Source organism: Legionella lytica (assembly GCF_044626755.1).
GTDB classification, from domain to species: Bacteria; Pseudomonadota; Gammaproteobacteria; order Legionellales; family Legionellaceae; genus Legionella; species Legionella lytica_A.
Window position 1 is genome coordinate 113,123 of record NZ_JBGORX010000004.1, and the last position, 17,703, is coordinate 130,825.

Sequence of the window (17,703 nt, forward strand, 5' to 3'; positions counted from 1 at the left end):
GATTAGCGCATATAAAAAACTAAATTATCATTTAGTACGAAGTGAGCTAGGTACTCCTAGAACAACACAGGCAATCACTTCGATAGGTGATAATCTGCGATATGGAGACATGAAGAAGGACTTACAAGAAAGGTTTCATTTATTGAGAGGGAGTACCCCTTTCCATGAATCTGGCAATAACATTGATATTAAATTTTGTGACAATGAGCTTACAATTAATTACTCACGGTTGACCTATGCTCCTTCCATAGATGGATTACTAATTCAGCATACATCGCCTTCGGAGTTTATTAATTCAAAAAAAATAATGTCTATACTTTATGATAAACTTATTCAGGATGAGAATTACTACCAAAATAAAGATAATTTTTTAAAATTTATAAAAACTCTTGCTGAATTAAGTTGGCATTTATCACAAGCTATGCTCTTTAGCCGGGGGAGTGCTTCTATTAATGAATTATTAATAACCTCTATACTTAGTTATAAGAAAATTCATTTGCCTGAATATAAAGAAATAGGGACATGTGATCTAATGGCTATTTTCCGCTACCCCAGAAGGGTTCTCTCTGGAGTTTCCTGATTTTTTTAAATGGGAAGAGTTTGAAAATCAATTTCAACCTTTAGATGACTTTAGCCCCTCATTACATGGGGTTTATCCAGATAGCACTGGTTTCTCCTGATTCACCTGTTAAACCCTTGTAGAATAAAGGTCTTAGACATTGCCATCAATTTAAATGTTACAGTCTATCTAATGTTAATATATTAAATATCAATTGTTTACTAATGAGTTTTACAGGTGGTTTCGATACCCAACATCCATATTTAATAAGGAATGAAGAGATAAATCTGGAAAAACCAGTGCTATCTGGATAATACCCCTGAAAGTAGACGAGCTAGGCATGGTCAACTAAACTTTTGACTCTGCCAAAAAGTAGATTTGTCGAATTTTAGGTGCAAAGAATTTCGTTAGCCGCCTCAAATCAAACATACTTGGTATTATGACATTGGATTTTCCGGAGAGTGTAGTAACCCCACGGCCACTGCAGAGAGGTTTCTAATGGTGCTCATGAGTACAATGACGCTTTGAACCCACCCGAGGCTTTGGATAGGCATTCAATAAACGGATGACTGCGTTCTTATTACCTCGCTTTTACGGAAATACATTCAGCTCATCCTCCTCGTCATCTACGGCACACCATAGATAATAAGACGCACCCGTATGCGTAGTTGCTAATCATCTATATGCCCTTTATTCGATGGTCTGGGCGCTCGCTTGTTAATAATGTTCTTAAAACAGGCGCCAAATTTAAGAAACCATTTCCGTATCGTTTCATAGCTGTCATCTATTCCACTATCCAAATAAAACGCTCCGTTACATCCCGGTAACTGTCATTAAATCGATGGTAACTCCATACCAAAATCCCGCATCACATGCTTCCTATAAATAAATTACAGTCTAGCTCAAAAGTTTAGTTAACACCTTTAAGGCATTATTTGATTCGCATGCACTATAGGTTCGTTTTGTCTTTCTTTTCCTACATGAAACAAACTCCATGCAATTAATGCATTATAACTATTTTTGGGAACAGAGGTATTGTTTTGTTCGATTAATCCTATTTCTACTTGTATAATCATGTTTTGTACCTCTGCCAGGGTTGGACGAGCTTCTGGTTTATCATGTAAACAACGCACAATGATATCCTTCCAAATATTGGGGCAATGTTCAGGAATAGGATGAACATTATGTGAGGCATGGTTTTTTGCTTGCTCTGTTTTGTTACGAGTCAGATAAAAATCAAACTCCTCTCCACCTTTAAACATTTGCAACAATATGGTACCAAATGAAAAAACAGTTGAGGCCGAAGTGAAATGAACACGGCGATCGGAAGGACTGTACTCGGTTAACTCTGGAGCCATACCTAGCCAAGTATACATTTCCCTATTACTCTTAGTCATATCTTGTGGACAATGAAGATTGATGAGCGATTCATCTAATATTTTTACTTCATCATTATTCCCAAAAACTACAGTATCAAGACTTAATTGCGTAAATATTTTTTCCTTTTCATAATCCATCAAGCCAGAAATAAGTCTCAAAGCAATATTTTTAATTTCTTGTTCATTAAGATGATTTAATCTATTTAGTAAAGTTTGATTTGTGCATAACTCCATTTTGATTGTAATCACTAACGGATTGTAAGCTAAATCATATTTGTTATGAGCAAAATTATTCGACTCAAATAGAGATTTAATTTAGTTAAATAAACGGGGCGGGCTGTTGAAAAATATGAACGAATTTAGATCAAAATTAGTATCACTGTACAAAAAATAAAAAATACCAATCTCTTGATATTTAACACCATAGCGGCCAAATACGCTTGTATTTGTGTATTTTCTAACCCCTATATTGAGCTCTCTTTAAGTCATGGTAATTTTTTAACTCATTCATAACACCTTCTATTTTCCACGTTCGTTAAAATATTATTGTTCCATTTCAGTTTTCATAAGCTCAGCGTACTTATTCCGGTTCACATATCGAGCTGGACCCTTTATTTTTGATCTTAGCCGAAAAAGATTTCGTTTTGTATTTTCAATCAAATCTATCTATAGTTAAAATTAAATAACTGAGGGAGAAAAACATGCTTAGAGGATTAGTTTTTTTTAGCACATTAACAATTCCTTTATGGGGTATTGCTGATACAGTAGCTCTTCGGGGAGACTCTTCACAACAAATTCAACAAGTATTTTCAACCTTGCAAACTCAAATAAAAGACAACAACACTCAATTACAAAATCAATTAGGCAGTGTAAATACGCAACTACAGAACCAAATAAAACAACAAAATGAGCAAATACAAAAACAATTACAAGAATTAAATACTAATCTTCAAAACCAACTTAAAACTCAAAACGCCCAACTCCAGCAACAAATCCAACAGCTGCAACAACAAATTCAAAAAAAATAAACTATTCACCACCATAAGTTATATTAAGTTGGCAAAATCATAACGTCTAAGGGATGATTTTGCCCTCTTCGTCCTCTGCTCAGCGAACTACTAGCAAGGATAAGTCGCATTTCTTTTAGCCGTAAAGTCTGAGCCTGCCGAGCATCATGAATCGAGCACTAAATGTTCGCATCGATAAATAAGGGTTGACCTTGCTGGAGATATGCGAAATTTACAAAGAATGTATCGTAATAATCGGCCGGGCGCCGTAGCCAAACAGGCCGACTGTGTCGGCGACTTCTCCTGTTCCGTGCTTGTATTATAATCCATTATTCATATGCACCTTACGCTAAATAAACTGCTCTTTTGCAAAAAGAAAACTATTAAATGCCCTATTTAAAAAAGTAGATCTAATCTCTAAAATTTAATTATTTTTAGAGAGAGAATAGAGATTTAATTCTTTTCATCAGTATTAGGTTCTGAAGGGTCTATCTCTGAGCCGATAGCTTATTATATATCAGCATCAAGGCCTACAATTAAAAGAGAGACATGGTAAGGAGACAAAAATGAATATTGGACAAGGTGAAATAGACGCTTTTCATGAATGTATCCGAAGAAATGAATTTGATGAAAATGATTTTCTTTTAAAAGACAAAGATATAAATGATACAACCAAAACAAATTCTAATGGCCTATACGTCAATCAGTTTGAAATAACCGTTGATCGACTATCAAACAAGAAACAAAAATGCTACCAAGGAGGTTATGCAACTCAATGGAACAATGATTTTGAAGACGACTTAACCGCTGTTTTTTTTGGACATCCTTAACGTGAGGCTCGGCCAATATATCAATAGAGTACACTCTACTGGTAGGTAGGAAAGAATAAGCAAACAACTCTCATAGAATTTAAATTGGGGCATGATAATCATTGGAGTCGCGCCCCTAATTCAGCATGCAGGAAAGAGTCCAATTTCAAAAGGTTAAAGAAATTTGGTTGTTTTATCTCTATTTTTAGGAAATTAGAAAATGGGTAAATTGATAAATTTTTTTAAAGACAAAAATGGCCGAATAGTTATATTACAGATACCAAATGGACCGTTAATTGCGTGGTTTATTTTTACAATATTAAACTTGCTTTTGGCCGGCTGGCATTCACAAATTACCTATATTTTTCATATGCTTAGCTTTGGTTTTATTTTTACTTGGGCATGGTTAGAGCTAACAAGCGGTGTAAACTACTTTCGACGCACGTTGGGCTTGATTGTATTGATTATCAATGTAGCTCTTAATGCAGTTTAATAAACTAACAATCTAGATTCTCTTCATTTTGTTAGGGCTGATCCATTTTGAATTATTGTCAAAGGATGCTACCACGAACTGTGTTTTGAAAAAGACTTACGCTATTATGTGATTCGACTGAGTAAGGATTTATTGGACAACTGGGGGCTCACCCTGATTTATGGCTGCATAGAGTCCAAACTTGGGCAGATAAGGACTTTGGTCTTTTCCTGTTTTGATGACCGCTTTGAAAAATTTGTGCGCCCTGGCTAAACTTAGAGGTCAGCGCGGCTCTAAATACTGCACGCTTTTAGTTTGGAAATCCTAGCAAATAGCTATGAATGAGTGGTCTTTGGTGACAAACACATAGATAATTAATTCAACTACAATGAATTGTTTTGCTATCGTTTTCCATTTGTTTAAAGTCGTTGTTACTTTATCAATTATATAATTAATACCGGAAGTGGAAATATCTGCTAGTTAAATAAGGCAAATGCTTGCCACAAGAATTTGCGCTAAAAGTCTTAAACTGTAGTATCTAAAGAGGAGCATTTTTATGGATGTCGAGCAAGAAAAAAATAAAGTTTTAACCTCTGAAACTCTTAAAAATACAAAGATTGATAAAACATGTAATGAAGAGTACCAAACAGATGCTAAGATTAGGCGAGTAAAAGATTGTCTTCTTTTTTCTATTGCGTTAATTATGATTTTAGGTGTTTTTTATTTTTCTGTTTTAGTATTTTTCAATGTTAGAAGCCTAGACTATGAAAAAGAATGGGCCAGTATAATTATTACGGCAATAATATCTGCTTTACTTGGCTATATCATTGGAAAATCGAGTAAGTAGAAAACATTACATGATTGTGGGCGGCAAAAAGAACGGAAACGCCGCACCATTTCAACCAGTTTAGGGGAACAGTATTTGGGTGACCCTGGAAGAGTTAAAAACAATTTTTTAAATAGAATATTTAATCCATTTTCAAGCTTTAGGTGATTAATCGAATAGAAGCAGACCATGAAAACTTAAACGTCTTATTAATCCTGTGCGAGGATTTCACTCAATAAAAACTGCTTATGCTACCATCAAAGGTTTTGAAGTGATGCGCATATTTAAAAAGGCGTTTAACCCGTGGATGTATGGAAACCCTAATGAAATTTCTTTTATTAATGAGCAATTTGTTTTACAGATGAGCTACCTCCAAAATTCATGATTCTTCATTTTTAAAATTATTTGCAACACTTCACTCTATACTCCGAAAATACAGCCTCTCCAGCCAGAAAAACAGTATATCTAACGATATTAGGGTCTTGCTGGCCAAAATTAACCTACTCCATCCTAAGCCTACAATTGTTTTGGCGACAAAACCGATTCATTTAGTTCACAAGTTTCTTGATTATGTTTATGGTCGAATAAAGAATACTTAGAATTTTTCAAGGAGACAGGCTTCTTTTCTATCTCAGGGAAACACTTAGCCATACTTTCTTTGTGTTTATTTAAATGTATAACAAAGGCAAAAGGGGTTTCTAATTCTTCTTCTCGATGGGGGTATATATCAACACTGAAATAATGATCTATAGGTTTTCCATTATATTTAGGATAGGGCTGGCTTTGAGGGTTAATTTCACAAGTGCAGGTGCATGGTTCTTCTGAAGGTAGAGAAAGTGTGTAGGCTCCTTGTCCATAACCCAGCTCTTTTAAATTCATATGCTGGTTGAAATCAAAAGCTTTTATTTTCATTATAGTTTCTGAAAAGCTGGATGCCGGATAAATTATCCCATTTTCCCCATACCAAGGATCAATTATCCATGCGTTTTCTCCCCACGTTCTATAATCAGCAAGGATTCCCTCTCGATTTATGATAACATAGCAGTGCTGAAAATCTAACGCGCTAACTAATTCAATCCGGTTAATCTCCTCGCTATGTTCCCAGAGATATTTAGCTGCAAGTGCTGACTTAAAATCGCAAGTTCCTCCACCTAATTCTTTGGCGACCATTGCCAGAAATAAAACCCATAAGTGTTCATGCTCTAAATGAAATACATCTAATGAGATTTTTTGATCAGTAAGCTCTAAAGGGCACAGCTGTAAAGAGGAGCCCCCCATTTTTCTATACCCATAAAGCCAATTTTTTTCGGTGTACATAAAAATGCCCTGATTAGGATCGTATGTAGCATTCTTCTCTTGGTCCTCTCTAGTTGCTCTATGAGACGGAATAAAATAAGTTTTATTTGTTCTAAGCTGAGTAGCGGTTCGAGTCCAAAAATTAGTTCGTATCTGGTCTGCCAATTTGTTAGAAGAGCCTAAAGGACAAAGGCTTGTGACATATTCCAGCGCTCTTTTTAAATTAGCTGGAGGTAATTTTTCCTGAGGTATTTTGTTTTTCATTTGTTGTTCTTAAATAATTAAAGAAGTCGCCAAGCAACAGAATAGAAGTTAATATTGCTACTAATTTATGATATCAATAAAACAGCCTGTGTCGCAAAAAGGCATCATTTGCACTAGATTGTAAAATATTTTGAAGCTCAAGAGGCGAGAAAAAACCGAAAAGATATCATTATACTATGGAGCTGATACGCATAACAGTATGAAACTATCTGCAGCGGCTCGCAATCATAAACCACTCAACCCACAAACAGAGCTCAAATTTGGCCCGAATTAAATGCGAATATAATTCTTCGGTGACCCACTTTAATTGCTTCTATAAAAATATGATCCACATTAATTGCGAATGAATCTACTTTATTTGTCACTGGAATGGCTACCCATTTGTTCAAAGGTTACTACCTTCATTTTCTAATTTATGTCTTTATTTAATCAACACAGCCAAGAAAATCATTCTTTGGATACCTCGATCACACATAAGAAATTCCGTCAATAACAATCGTTCCCGGTTGAAAGGATAAATAGCTGGGATTGTACTTTGAACCCATAGGTTGCAAGAATAGGTCGGGATTTATTGTACGATGTTTTATTAATTACTTCCCATCTTTACATACATCAAGTAATCCGTTGCTTCTATTAAGGTAATCCACACCTAACATAAATTATTATATAAACATATCCTTAGTTCAAAACTCTATTGGACGATGAGAATATCTATTACTATTTAAAAGGATTTAATCAAATTGTTTATTATTAATCAACAAGTAATAAAAGGCCCTAACTACTGGTCTAATTACAGAAAAAAGCTAATTGTTTTTACTATTGATATTGATACGTATGAAGAGCGCCCCAGTAATCTTATAAAAAATTTTAATGAAAATCTTATAAAGCTACTCCCGAGTTTAAATGCTCATCGATGTTCTCCTGGAGTCTTTGGGGGGTTTCTCATGAGATTAAATGAGGGCACCTGGTTAGGCCATATCATAGAACATGTAGCTTTAGAGTTACAGACACTTGCAGGAATGGATTGTGGGTTTGGTCGTACCTATGGGACCTCCAAAACTGGTGTATATCAGGTCATATTCAGTTATGAGCATGAAGAGGCTGGACTTTATGCAGGAAAAGCAGCCTTTAATCTAGTGAAGCAGCTCGCATCAGGGCAACACTATAATGAACTCGAGGAAGATATTTCCTCACTTCAATACATTGCCAGGCAAGCAAGTTTAGGTCCAAGCACGGCATCGATAGTAAATGAGGCTAAAATAAGAAACATTCCATTTAAAACATTTCCCAATAGTTCGCTCGTTATATTTGGTCAAGGTTGTTATCAGAAGTCCATTTGGGCTACTGTTACATCAGAAACCAGCGCTATTGGGATGGATACAGTAAGTGATAAGGAGTTAACTAAAAAAATCCTAGAAAATCACTTTATACCCGTGCCTCATGGCACTACCGTTTGCTCTTTAGCTGAGCTCGAAAATGCGTTAGAAAATCTTTCATTTCCTTTAGTTATAAAACCCTACAATGGCAATCATGGAAGAGGCGTATTAACGAATATTCATTCTCGTGCAAAAGCTTTACTAGGATATGAGTTAGCCAAAAAAATCTCGAAAACAATTCTGATCGAGGAGTATATTCGGGGGAATGATTACCGCTTTTTAGTAATTAATTATAAAGTAGTCGCTGTTGCTAAACGCACTCCGGCCTGTATTGAAGGAGATGGTGTTCAAACGATTAAAGAACTTATTGGTAAAATTAATTCTGACCCTAGACGTGGAAAAGGACACGGGAAAGTTTTAACGACAATTGAGATTGATGAAGAAACAAATACTCTTTTGATCGAAAAGGGCCTGTCCTTAGATAGCGTACTTCCCGAGTCAAAAATACTCCATTTGAAAAGTACAGCAAATTTAAGCGCCGGAGGTACCGCAACAGATGTTACCGATTTGGTGCACTTTTCAAATATACATTTAGCTCAGCGTATTGCACGTATTGTTAATTTAGACATCTGCGGCATTGATATCGTATCGGAAGGAATCAATCAACCAATTCAAAAATATGGTGGCGCTGTTATTGAGGTTAATGCGGGTCCTGGACTTCGAATGCATTTACAGCCCTCACAAGGTAAAAGCAGAAATGTAGCTGCACCCATTTTAGATATGCTCTATCCGCCAGAAAGTAAATTCACTATTCCTATTGTAGCAGTTACGGGTACTAACGGGAAAACCACTGTGGTACGTTTAACCGCTTTTTTAGCACAAACTGCAAAATTTAGTGTGGGTTTCACCACCACAGAAGGCATTTATATAAATGAAAAATTAATTTTTTCCGGTGATTGCAGTGGGCCTAAAAGCGCAAATGCGGTATTGGGAGAACCTAATATTAACTTTGCGGTTTTAGAGTGCGCTCGTGGAGGAATATTACGCTCAGGTTTAGCTTTCGATGAATGTGACATAAGTGTTATTACAAATGTATCCTCAGATCATTTAGGATTAAAAGAAATAAATACCCTGGAAGAATTAGTACAAGTTAAAGCAGTAGTGGCGAGAAGCACAAAAAAAACAGGATATTGTATTTTAAATGCCGAGGATGATTTAGTGTATGCACTAAAAACAGAGCTTTCATGCACTGTGGCGTTATTTGCTTTAAATAAGACAGACAGAATTCAAAAACATTGTGAATTAAATGGGGGCTTAGCGTGTTATATTGAAAAAGACTTCATTGTTGTGCAAAAAGGAATTACCAAAAATACTATAGCCCCTCTTTCCCGCATACCCCTTGCATTTCAAGGAACCTCCAGCGCGATGAGTAAAAATATACTCCCCGCTGTTCTAGTAGCTTTTATATCTAAGTTTTCTTTAACAGATATTCAAACTGGACTTTATAATTTTCATCCTACCCCCGAGAACTTACCGGGGAGAATGAATCTATTTACCTTTGACTCGATTGAACTCATGTTGGATTATGCTCATAATGAGGGAGGGTATCTAGAGCTAAAAACCTACTTAAATACCAAGCAGAGTAAACATCGTGTTGGAATTATTAGTGTTTCTGGTGACAGAAGGCCTATTGATATGCAAAATGTAGGGTCCTGCGCAGCTGAGTTATTTGATGAAATTATTATCACCCATCCGGAAGATACTCGTGGAAATACCAATGAAAATATCACCAATGAATTAATGACCGGAATAAGAAACTCAGGATATGTCCCCAGTGTTGAGGTTATTTCAAATGAATATACCGCAGTTAAAACAGCACTTAAGCGAGCCCACTCTGAAACTTTTATTTTTTACACCCCAGAAAATGTCTTTGAGGCAATCGAGTTTTTAAAAGGGATACAAAAGGAGTTGTCTTATGTCTAATAAGGGTACACTTTTTTTAATAGGTGGAGGAGAAGATAAAGTAGGTTCCCCTCCAGATATTATGGAATATACTAGTGAGTTTACTCGTTATGAATTACTACGTGAGTTAATTCCACATGCCAAAGAGCGAACAATCGAAGTCATTACCTCGGCCTCCAAAATCCAAGAGAGCATAAAAAATACCTACCAGAAGGTATTTAATAAGTTAGGATATGAAAAAATTGACTTTATACCTATTGCTGATCGCACCGAAACTAACTCCACTGCCTATTTAAAACGAGTCCAAGAAGCGGGTGTGATTTTTTTCACAGGAGGAAACCAATTTCGTCTATCTACAATTTTAGGTGGCACTCCATTGATAAATATGATCAAAGACAGATATCACACAGACGCTGATTTTTTAGTAGCTGGTACTAGTGCCGGCGCAATGGTTATGTCTTCGGTCATGATGAAAACAGGAGGACGAACAGAAGCACTGATATACAACAATTTACACACCTCATCAGGCTTTGGGTTAGTTCCTAACTATATTATCGATACTCATTTCATAAAGCGTGGTCGTTTTGGGCGGCTTGCCCATGCTATTATCATGAACCCTGAACAATTAGGATTAGGCTTAGGCGAAGATACAGGATTAATGATAAAACCGGGGAATAAGGCAGAATGTTTAGGCTCTGGGATGACGGTGATAATTGATGGCCGACAAATAGGTCAAACTAACATTAGAGAAGCTGAAGAAGGTGAAGCTATCTATGTCGAAAATCTTAAAGTCCATCTTCTTGTGAAAGGATGTCATTTTTTAATGGATGAAGTTAAATTTCAGTAGGCTATATCCTCAATGAAACCATTATTCATATTTAATATCACGCATCATAAAGATAAATATAGATTATTTAAGTTCATTCGAATAAATACTCATGCTAACCAAGTAATACTGGCAGCAAACAGACTTAAAATGTCTATAATTAGAATGTATTCTTCATGGAGCGAAAATGAGCACATTATCCAAAAAAATCAATGATTATATTGCGCAAAATAGAACCATAGAAATAGAAAATCATGGCAAAACTCATGTTATTCATGGAAACGCAAACGCATGTGTAGTAGAAGGCAAGGGATGCGAATACATTGAACAAACTCATGCAGATGAAACTATTACTCTGTACAATTTAGCTACCTGCACAGCAATTCGCATTAAGTGAGAGGTTAATTTGATTACCTCTTTTCCAAATGCATCCGTCTTTATAGGTAAATGAGAGCTATCGCGGGGACTCCATCATAAGATGCAAGATAGCCTAACTACCACGAAGTTGAATATGAAAAAACTGAAAGGTAATTTCGAATTCTTCATAGAAACTAAAGATGTTAAAGTAATAGAAAAGCACACTAATGTTCGCATCCTAGTCGAAAGAAGTACCCGTGCTCCCGTTAAAGGCGTGGGCACTTAATTTATGAGAGTATTTAACCAGAACGGAAGAACATCATTTAGATAAATAAAATGATACAGGAAGGGAATAATTGACTTGAAATACTACGATACCCTCATTTTTATATTTGGCGCCGCTTTTCTTGCGTCCGCATGGTTACCTTCCAAATTAAAGAAAGCCCCCCTATCTCTGCCGATGATTTGGTTAATGGTAGGTATTTTTGTATCGATGTTAGATACAAAATTGCCTAATGTGAATCCTTTAAAAAATAGCCAATTAACGGAACGCCTAACCGAGTTAGCGCTTATCATTTCTTTATTGGGTGCAGGTTTAAAACTTGATCGTCCTTTGGGATGGAGCAATTGGAATGTTACTTGGCGGCTATTGGGCATCACGTTGCCTCTGTCGATTGGATTTATGACATTATTATTAATGTATCTATTAGATCTGCCTTTCATTGTGTCTTTTTTATTAGGTGCACTTATTGCTCCAACGGATCCCGTATTAGCTAGTGATGTGCAAGTGGGACCGCCAGGGAAAGGTAATGAGCATGACGTTCGCTTTGCATTAACTAGTGAAGACGGCCTTAATGATGGTCTAGCATTCCCATTCGTACAATTGGCTCTAGTTTTAACAGTAATTCCAATAACAAATCAAACTATAATACATTGGATGCTATGGAATATGCTTTGGAAAATAAGTGCGGGTGTTATTGCCGGAATCGGAATTGGATACCTAACAGCCAAAATAATTCTTAAGCCCACAACGGTAATTGGGCCCCAGGATGGATTTATTGCAGTAGCTTTAACTTTTCTAGCGTACGGAAGCGCCCAATTAATTAATGGGTATGGTTTTTTAGGGGTCTTTGTAGCTGCTCATGTGTTTCGGCATTATGATCATGATCATCTTTTGCATAACACACTATACAATTTTACAGAACAACTTGAGCGGCTCATAATTCCATTGCTCTTAGTAATTATGAGCGTATTAATTTATCAAGGACTTTTTAAACAAATTACAAGAAATGAAATAATCGCCTCTTTAATTTTTTTGTTACTCATAAGACCTGTAACTGGATTAATTGGATTAATTACTTCCAAGATACCTTTTTATCATAGAGTTATTATATCTGTCTTTGGCATACGAGGTATAGGCTCTTTTTATTATCTGGCATATGCCCTTAATCAAACTAATTATTTTCTTAAATACGGGCAACAGTTATGGCGTATGACTATCTTTATCGTGCTTGTTTCAATTGTTTTTCACGGTATGAGCGCTTCTTTAATATTTCAGCGCCTTACTTCTTCCAGTAAATAATTAAATGAACTTACCAATGTTTGCCCCGTGTAGGTGATCTATCTCCTTTTGTATCGTTGCTTTAAGTTTTAGGTACACTATACTGAAAAAAAACACTGAATAATAAATGGATTACGAATTTTATGGACGAATTAAAACAATCCTTTTTTAACTTTATTGAGAATCCCTTTTTTCCTTGTATTGGTGCAAAAGCAGCTATTAAAAAAAACTGCCTCGAAATATTAGTGGCCAATAGCATAGACTCAAGCAACGATGATATTGAAATTCTAGTAGGTATTTACCAGTTTTTAACTAGGTGGAAAAAAAAGAAAAATGTTCTTCAAACCTTTGGAGTAATTTTTGAGCACTCTTTAGGAATTACGGAAAGGGAATTTGAAGCCTTTTTATGGGAGCGCTTACAAAATTTGCACAACCTTGATAAAGAAATTTATGGTTGGGATAAAAACGTAAGTGATAATTTAGATAGTGCCCAATTTAGCATAAGTATTGGAGAGCATGGTTTTTTTGTGGTTGGCCTTCATCCTCATAGCTCTCGTAAATCAAGACGATTTATCCGACCCGCTTTGATTTTTAATCTTCATGAACAATTCGAACAACTTAAAAGAAATGGTAAGTTCGAACCCATGAAAAATAAAATACGCGAACGAGATTTATATTTTTCTGGCTCAGTTAACCCTATGCTTAATGACTTTGGAAAAGAGTCAGAAGCATTACAATACAGTGGAAGACTGAGTGATGCGCATGATGTGGTACCCTTTGTTAAGAACCCCCCATCAGAGATTCCTTGGAACCTCATTAATCCGTGTTCTGGTAAAAGTTTTATATTAAATAAAGGCGACTTATTAATAGTAGAAGATGTGGAAGGCGAACAAGTGTCCGACTTATTTTGTATCTCATTAGATGATAACTCTGAGTTTCTTTCTTCTGGGAAGTCTATTGATACCAATGGTAAAATAATACTTAGCACAGGAGATACTTTATATTCAAATCAGAGTAATGCCATGCTGCGTATCATTAATGATGATGTCGGCAAGCATGACTTTATCTTTGCCCCATGCAGTAGAGAAACCTTTCACATTCTCTATGGTGAAACTGAGGAACGAACGGGATGTTATGAACATTTAGCGCAAGCATTTAAGCCTTTTAATTTTCCTGCTAAAAATATTTCCACTACATTTAATATTTTTATGAATGTGCATATTACCCCCAAAGGATTAACTAAAGTAAGACCTCCTTTAAGCAAAACAGGCGATAAAATTATGTTTCAAAGCTGTATGAATCTTCTGGTAGGATTAACTGCTTGCTCTGCACCTGAATCTAATAACTATTCCTTTAAGCCTATTCGTTATAAAATCTTAAAGAAAAGCATTATTGAATAATCAAGCTAACTGCGCCCTAACGGAGTAATTAAAATAGCTCTGCCAAATTAATTAGTGTTTATTAGGGCTACCTCAGTAGCCCCTATTTTCTCAAACCCGAAGCGTGTTTTGCTACGTTTCAAATTTAAGTTAGTCTTGTGCTTCACAGGTTATTTTGGTGCAATCCCGACAATTTTTAGCAGCAAAGTCAAAACTTGATGCCGCTGCATCTTGGTGCTTCGCCATTTGTTCATCTGCTGCCTTATCAGAAGTCACATCACTGCTACTGGCATTGGTGGTACAAATCCAATTTTTTGTCAAATCCGTCTTGGTCTCAGCATAGAGACTAGAAGTACCTAATATCAGCAAAATCATTATTAATTTTTTCATGTCTAAATCCTTTTAAAATTAAATTATTTATCCTGAAAATCTTTAACTACTTTTTCTGCTTCCTCTTTGGTATACCCATAGTGCTTTTGTAATTTACCGTAAATTTCCTGATGATTTCCTTCAATTTCAGTATAGTCATCATCAGTCAGCTTTCCCCAAGCCTGTTTCATTTTACCTTTTACCTCTTCCCATTTTCCTTGAAAGATATCTTTATTCATAATAATAACTCCTGTATGTTGAAAAAATAGCCTTGCATTAACTGTATTTTCATTGGCTTTACATTTAGAAAATGCGGGAAAATAACCATACAATAAGAAGAATGCTAACAGGTACGCCCAGTAACCAGGCAATAAAATATTTCATGACACCTCCCAGCGCATTATAGAGTTTAAGTATAGATCAATTTTATTAACTCTGTTCGATTTCGAAGCATATCCGTTTAAGCAGCCCATCCCACCTTAGAGACTTCTTTGATCTCGTAAAAGATAATTGGAGCCTGCAGAGAAATATCGATAGGTTATAAAACATAACTAGCTAATTAATCATTTTAGATCTTTGGGTTGCATAAATCTCAAGTTGTCTATAATTACCGTGAGAGGCTTACTTTTTTATTTTTAGGTTTCTCACCTTTAGGAAAATCGGAATATTGAGTGGTACTCGCGTACCTATTGCCGGTTAATATAGGGAGTTCATAATGAATCTTAGTTTACTTCTGTTAATCATTATTCTGCTTGCAGTGTTACCTACTTGGCCTTATAGCAGTGGATGGGGATATTACCCCAGTGGCGGAGTGGGAATAATACTCATTGTCCTCATCGTTGTTTTACTTACCCGGGGTGGTCCCTAACCGTCAGATGAAAATAGAACCATGCGGCGGGGGTATCTTTTAAGTCGTAGATTTTAGTAAACGAAGAATAAGATCCTCTTTCAATACGATTAGACTTCTCATTCTTGGGCTACCGCTTAATAGATTCACCCCGCAGCTAATTATATAGAGGAAGATTATGATGAAAAAACTTATGATAGGCACGTTTCTTATTGTATGTGGTTCTCCTGGGTTTGCAGAGAATGTAATTAATACTCAAACCAACTCCTGGAAAAGTGTACCCATTACAGTAGATGAAGATAACAAAACCTATACTACTTCAAAAGGCTATTTAATGCCCGAGGGTAATTATTATTATACCTTCTCTGGGTATCGTTGTCTTATGAACAAAACTGAAGGTGGTGGTGAAGAGCCTTTAGTATTAAAACCCGTAAATACAGGAGATAAGGAAATATATTGCTATAAGGCAGATTAATTTCGCATAGAGACATGAAATATAACCCATATTAATGTTTTATGATGCGAACTGGTGTGAAACTGGTTCATTACATCCTGCAAAAGCAAGGAATTGACCAAAAAAGGAGTACGTTATGGATGCGCAGAAAGACATGCATATAACCACCGAAGTATTTGAGACCCCTGAGGCTGCCGAAAAAGCATATCAAGAAGCCCTTGATGCCGGTTATTCTCCACAAGATATCACTGTGCTGATGTCAGAGGACTCTAGAAATAAATACTATAATTCGGTTCTCGTTAAGGAGGGGTCTAAAGCCTCTGAAGGACTGGCTGTTGGTGGAACAACAGGTGCCGCTTTAGGAGGAATTGTAGGCGCATTAGCCGCCTTAGGCACCAGCCTACTCATACCTGGATTAGGTCTTGTTGTCGCGGGCCCTATTGCAGCAGGATTAGCCGGCGCAGGCGCAGGAGGTATTACCGGTGGTTTGGTAGGTTCACTTATTGGCTGGGGGATTTCTGAAGATAAGGCGAAGGTGATTGAAACAGAAATTCAATCTGGTGGTATTATTTTAGGGGTCAACGAAACTTTACCTGAGAAGGATTTGTCTACACGTTGGGAAAAATATCGTAACTCCTAATCGCTCTAGGCTACCAGTTTCTCAAACTGGTAGCATATTCCCTTCACTACTCGCGGGCTCAACTCCTAAACTGGATAGCCCTATTTATTATTGATTACCGCTCTGGTTTCAACATCAACAAAGGATAAGAGAACAAAGGTTTTCAACAAAGAGCGCATTTATGTCCCCGCAGATATAGGTGGATTTGAGCATGAAGAGGCGAATGAGAAATGCGAGCTCAAAATTGAAATTAAATAGAAGAATAATGACTCTTAGCTTTACCAGAGAATGTCTCTTAGTGACAAATGCCCAATTCAACTGATAATTGGTTCCCTGACCGGCAAGATTTTGCTAATCCTAAAAGTGGAATGCATTTATTATCGTACTTCTTAGCACCCCTTTGTTAGCGGTAAATCGCATATTTATTTTAATGGGCTCAGTATTTAGGCTAAGCTTGCCTTCCATTGCAGAAGGCAAGCATTTTTTTACTTATGAGGCTTTTCTGTTTTTCTTTTATCGTCTTGTGAAAGATTAGTTTGTTTCTTGGGGGTACCTTTATGAGAATGCTCACCACCTTTAATGCGATCCTCTTGGTTTAAATTATGACCTTTTCCATCATTTTTAGTGTGATTGTTCATAATAAATCTCCCTATAAATTTGTTTGTCAATGTTCCTTCATGCATGAAGTGTTTTAAATTATGGCCTAACACTGCACATCTAGCAAGATATAAAACCACTTACAGCTTTAACTTAGTTAAAATATAAAGGAATTTTCATTAATTAATTTTACTACCCGACTTGTGATCTCTGAAAACACAGGTTATTCATCCAAAGCCAATAAAAAAGCCTCAATTATTTTAGGATGCCCATGAAGGGGGATTAATGAAGTATTTATTGCCTGTTCCTAGGCTCCCCATTCTTGAATGGGTTATTTGGCGCTTTTTCTGAAAACTTTGTACAGACTCCAAGAGCAAGAAAAAACACACTACGATAGATACTGCAGAAACCTTCAAAATATCTCACCCTCATACGCGCACAACTAGGAGGAAGGTTAAAAGCCTTTTACATTGAAGAGGCCTGAATAATTCAGAGAACCTTACTCCTTAACTTCATTATGTCGCGTGCAATAAACTATACTGCTGGAATTAGCTGACACATTTCCCTCTGACAATGGATAGGAATAAAAAAATCGATATGATGCATTGCGATGGAGCGAACTAAATAAAAAACGAATCATGAATGAGATAGGGATTTGTTGATCGTGTTTGTGCACAGCGACAATACACCTTGAGGCCAATAAGGCCTTAAGGCTGACGTCCTGTCAATTGACGCTGTGCCAAA

18 protein-coding genes and 2 pseudogenes are annotated in these 17,703 nt (G+C 36.3%); 14 read left to right on the plus strand and 6 right to left on the minus strand.

Translation table 11 applies throughout. The features are described 5' to 3' along the window. Positions 1 to 109 precede the first annotated feature (109 nt). Positions 110 to 580: a hypothetical protein gene (locus ACD661_RS11365; RefSeq protein ID WP_400187982.1), complete on the plus strand. Its 471-nt coding sequence runs from the start codon at positions 110 to 112 to the stop codon at positions 578 to 580. 902 nt (positions 581 to 1,482) lie between these two features. Here the strand turns inward: ACD661_RS11365 and ACD661_RS11370 are convergent. Continuing rightward, a complete protein-coding gene (locus ACD661_RS11370; RefSeq protein WP_400188057.1) occupies positions 1,483 to 2,253 on the minus strand; it encodes a protein kinase in 771 nt (256 codons plus the stop codon). A gap of 44 nt (positions 2,254 to 2,297) precedes the next feature. After that, a pseudogene (locus tag ACD661_RS11375) lies at positions 2,298 to 2,473 on the minus strand (transposase); the annotation flags it as partial. Positions 2,474 to 2,639: 166 nt separating this feature from the next. Between ACD661_RS11375 and ACD661_RS11380 the strand changes: the two are divergent. The 5 genes and pseudogenes from ACD661_RS11380 to ACD661_RS11400 all read left to right on the plus strand — a co-directional run. Then, a complete protein-coding gene (locus ACD661_RS11380) occupies positions 2,640 to 2,966 on the plus strand; it encodes a hypothetical protein (protein WP_400187983.1) in 327 nt (108 codons plus the stop codon). 545 nt (positions 2,967 to 3,511) lie between these two features. Then, entirely contained in the window at positions 3,512 to 3,775 is a 264-nt protein-coding gene (locus ACD661_RS11385) for a hypothetical protein (RefSeq protein WP_400187984.1), read from the plus strand. Positions 3,776 to 3,974: 199 nt separating this feature from the next. After that, positions 3,975 to 4,247, plus strand: coding sequence for a hypothetical protein (locus ACD661_RS11390; RefSeq protein ID WP_400187985.1), 273 nt, complete (start codon positions 3,975 to 3,977; stop codon positions 4,245 to 4,247). 535 nt (positions 4,248 to 4,782) lie between these two features. After that, positions 4,783 to 5,073, plus strand: coding sequence for a hypothetical protein (locus ACD661_RS11395; protein ID WP_400187986.1), 291 nt, complete (start codon positions 4,783 to 4,785; stop codon positions 5,071 to 5,073). A gap of 172 nt (positions 5,074 to 5,245) precedes the next feature. Continuing rightward, positions 5,246 to 5,437 (plus strand): annotated as a pseudogene (locus ACD661_RS11400) (hypothetical protein); the annotation flags it as partial. Between the two features lie 131 nt (positions 5,438 to 5,568). On the opposite strand, the gene ACD661_RS11405 reads toward ACD661_RS11400, so the two are convergent. Continuing rightward, positions 5,569 to 6,612: a hypothetical protein gene (locus ACD661_RS11405; protein WP_400187987.1), complete on the minus strand. Its 1,044-nt coding sequence runs from the start codon at positions 6,610 to 6,612 to the stop codon at positions 5,569 to 5,571. 740 nt (positions 6,613 to 7,352) lie between these two features. Between ACD661_RS11405 and cphA the strand changes: the two genes are divergently transcribed. From cphA to gntA, 5 genes are all read left to right on the plus strand, one after another. After that, a complete protein-coding gene (gene cphA, locus ACD661_RS11410) occupies positions 7,353 to 9,971 on the plus strand; it encodes a cyanophycin synthetase (RefSeq protein WP_400187988.1) in 2,619 nt (872 codons plus the stop codon). After that, on the plus strand, positions 9,964 to 10,797 hold the full coding sequence (locus ACD661_RS11415) for a cyanophycinase (RefSeq protein WP_400187989.1): 834 nt from the start codon (positions 9,964 to 9,966) through the stop codon (positions 10,795 to 10,797). The genes cphA and ACD661_RS11415 overlap by 8 nt, the downstream gene beginning before the upstream one ends. Before the next feature lie 166 nt (positions 10,798 to 10,963). Next, on the plus strand, positions 10,964 to 11,173 hold the full coding sequence (locus tag ACD661_RS11420) for a hypothetical protein (protein ID WP_400187990.1): 210 nt from the start codon (positions 10,964 to 10,966) through the stop codon (positions 11,171 to 11,173). A gap of 321 nt (positions 11,174 to 11,494) precedes the next feature. Then, positions 11,495 to 12,715 carry a cation:proton antiporter gene (locus ACD661_RS11425; protein WP_400187991.1) on the plus strand — a complete coding sequence of 407 codons (1,221 nt, stop codon included), beginning with the start codon at positions 11,495 to 11,497 and terminating at the stop codon, positions 12,713 to 12,715. Positions 12,716 to 12,825: 110 nt separating this feature from the next. Further along, a complete protein-coding gene (gene gntA, locus ACD661_RS11430; RefSeq protein ID WP_400188058.1) occupies positions 12,826 to 14,094 on the plus strand; it encodes a guanitoxin biosynthesis heme-dependent pre-guanitoxin N-hydroxylase GntA in 1,269 nt (422 codons plus the stop codon). 129 nt (positions 14,095 to 14,223) lie between these two features. Here the strand turns inward: gntA and ACD661_RS11435 are convergent, their stop codons facing one another. Together ACD661_RS11435 and ACD661_RS11440 are read right to left on the minus strand one after the other, a co-directional pair. Next, entirely contained in the window at positions 14,224 to 14,463 is a 240-nt protein-coding gene (locus ACD661_RS11435) for a hypothetical protein (protein WP_400187992.1), read from the minus strand. A gap of 23 nt (positions 14,464 to 14,486) precedes the next feature. Beyond that, positions 14,487 to 14,681, minus strand: a complete 195-nt coding sequence (locus ACD661_RS11440; protein WP_400187993.1) for a CsbD family protein — start codon at positions 14,679 to 14,681, stop codon at positions 14,487 to 14,489. A gap of 476 nt (positions 14,682 to 15,157) precedes the next feature. Between ACD661_RS11440 and ACD661_RS11445 the strand changes: the two genes are divergently transcribed. The 3 genes from ACD661_RS11445 to ACD661_RS11455 all read left to right on the plus strand — a co-directional run bounded on the left by ACD661_RS11445 (position 15,158) and on the right by ACD661_RS11455 (position 16,383). Then, positions 15,158 to 15,310 (plus strand): DUF3309 family protein, encoded by a 153-nt coding sequence (locus tag ACD661_RS11445; protein WP_400187994.1) that lies wholly within the window; start codon positions 15,158 to 15,160, stop codon positions 15,308 to 15,310. 157 nt (positions 15,311 to 15,467) lie between these two features. Further along, on the plus strand, positions 15,468 to 15,764 hold the full coding sequence (locus ACD661_RS11450; protein WP_400187995.1) for a hypothetical protein: 297 nt from the start codon (positions 15,468 to 15,470) through the stop codon (positions 15,762 to 15,764). A 115-nt stretch (positions 15,765 to 15,879) separates the two neighbouring features. Beyond that, complete coding sequence (locus ACD661_RS11455) at positions 15,880 to 16,383, plus strand: hypothetical protein (protein WP_400187996.1); 504 nt, start codon at positions 15,880 to 15,882, stop codon at positions 16,381 to 16,383. 464 nt (positions 16,384 to 16,847) lie between these two features. Here ACD661_RS11455 and ACD661_RS11460 read toward each other — a convergent pair whose 3' ends face one another. Beyond that, a complete protein-coding gene (locus tag ACD661_RS11460) occupies positions 16,848 to 17,000 on the minus strand; it encodes a hypothetical protein (protein WP_400187997.1) in 153 nt (50 codons plus the stop codon). Positions 17,001 to 17,703 lie beyond the last annotated feature (703 nt).

Coding starts and splice junctions, on each gene's coding strand:
- ACD661_RS11365 (WP_400187982.1), top strand. CDS start 110: ATGAAGAAGGACTTACAAGAAAGGTTTCATTTATTGAGAGGGAGTACC.
- ACD661_RS11380 (WP_400187983.1), top strand. CDS start 2,640: ATGCTTAGAGGATTAGTTTTTTTTAGCACATTAACAATTCCTTTATGG.
- ACD661_RS11385 (WP_400187984.1), top strand. CDS start 3,512: ATGAATATTGGACAAGGTGAAATAGACGCTTTTCATGAATGTATCCGA.
- ACD661_RS11390 (WP_400187985.1), top strand. CDS start 3,975: ATGGGTAAATTGATAAATTTTTTTAAAGACAAAAATGGCCGAATAGTT.
- ACD661_RS11395 (WP_400187986.1), top strand. CDS start 4,783: ATGGATGTCGAGCAAGAAAAAAATAAAGTTTTAACCTCTGAAACTCTT.
- ACD661_RS11405 (WP_400187987.1), bottom strand. CDS start 6,612: ATGAAAAACAAAATACCTCAGGAAAAATTACCTCCAGCTAATTTAAAA.
- ACD661_RS11415 (WP_400187989.1), top strand. CDS start 9,964: ATGTCTAATAAGGGTACACTTTTTTTAATAGGTGGAGGAGAAGATAAA.
- ACD661_RS11420 (WP_400187990.1), top strand. CDS start 10,964: ATGAGCACATTATCCAAAAAAATCAATGATTATATTGCGCAAAATAGA.
- ACD661_RS11435 (WP_400187992.1), bottom strand. CDS start 14,463: ATGAAAAAATTAATAATGATTTTGCTGATATTAGGTACTTCTAGTCTC.
- ACD661_RS11440 (WP_400187993.1), bottom strand. CDS start 14,681: ATGAATAAAGATATCTTTCAAGGAAAATGGGAAGAGGTAAAAGGTAAA.
- ACD661_RS11445 (WP_400187994.1), top strand. CDS start 15,158: ATGAATCTTAGTTTACTTCTGTTAATCATTATTCTGCTTGCAGTGTTA.
- ACD661_RS11450 (WP_400187995.1), top strand. CDS start 15,468: ATGATGAAAAAACTTATGATAGGCACGTTTCTTATTGTATGTGGTTCT.
- ACD661_RS11455 (WP_400187996.1), top strand. CDS start 15,880: ATGGATGCGCAGAAAGACATGCATATAACCACCGAAGTATTTGAGACC.
- ACD661_RS11460 (WP_400187997.1), bottom strand. CDS start 17,000: ATGAACAATCACACTAAAAATGATGGAAAAGGTCATAATTTAAACCAA.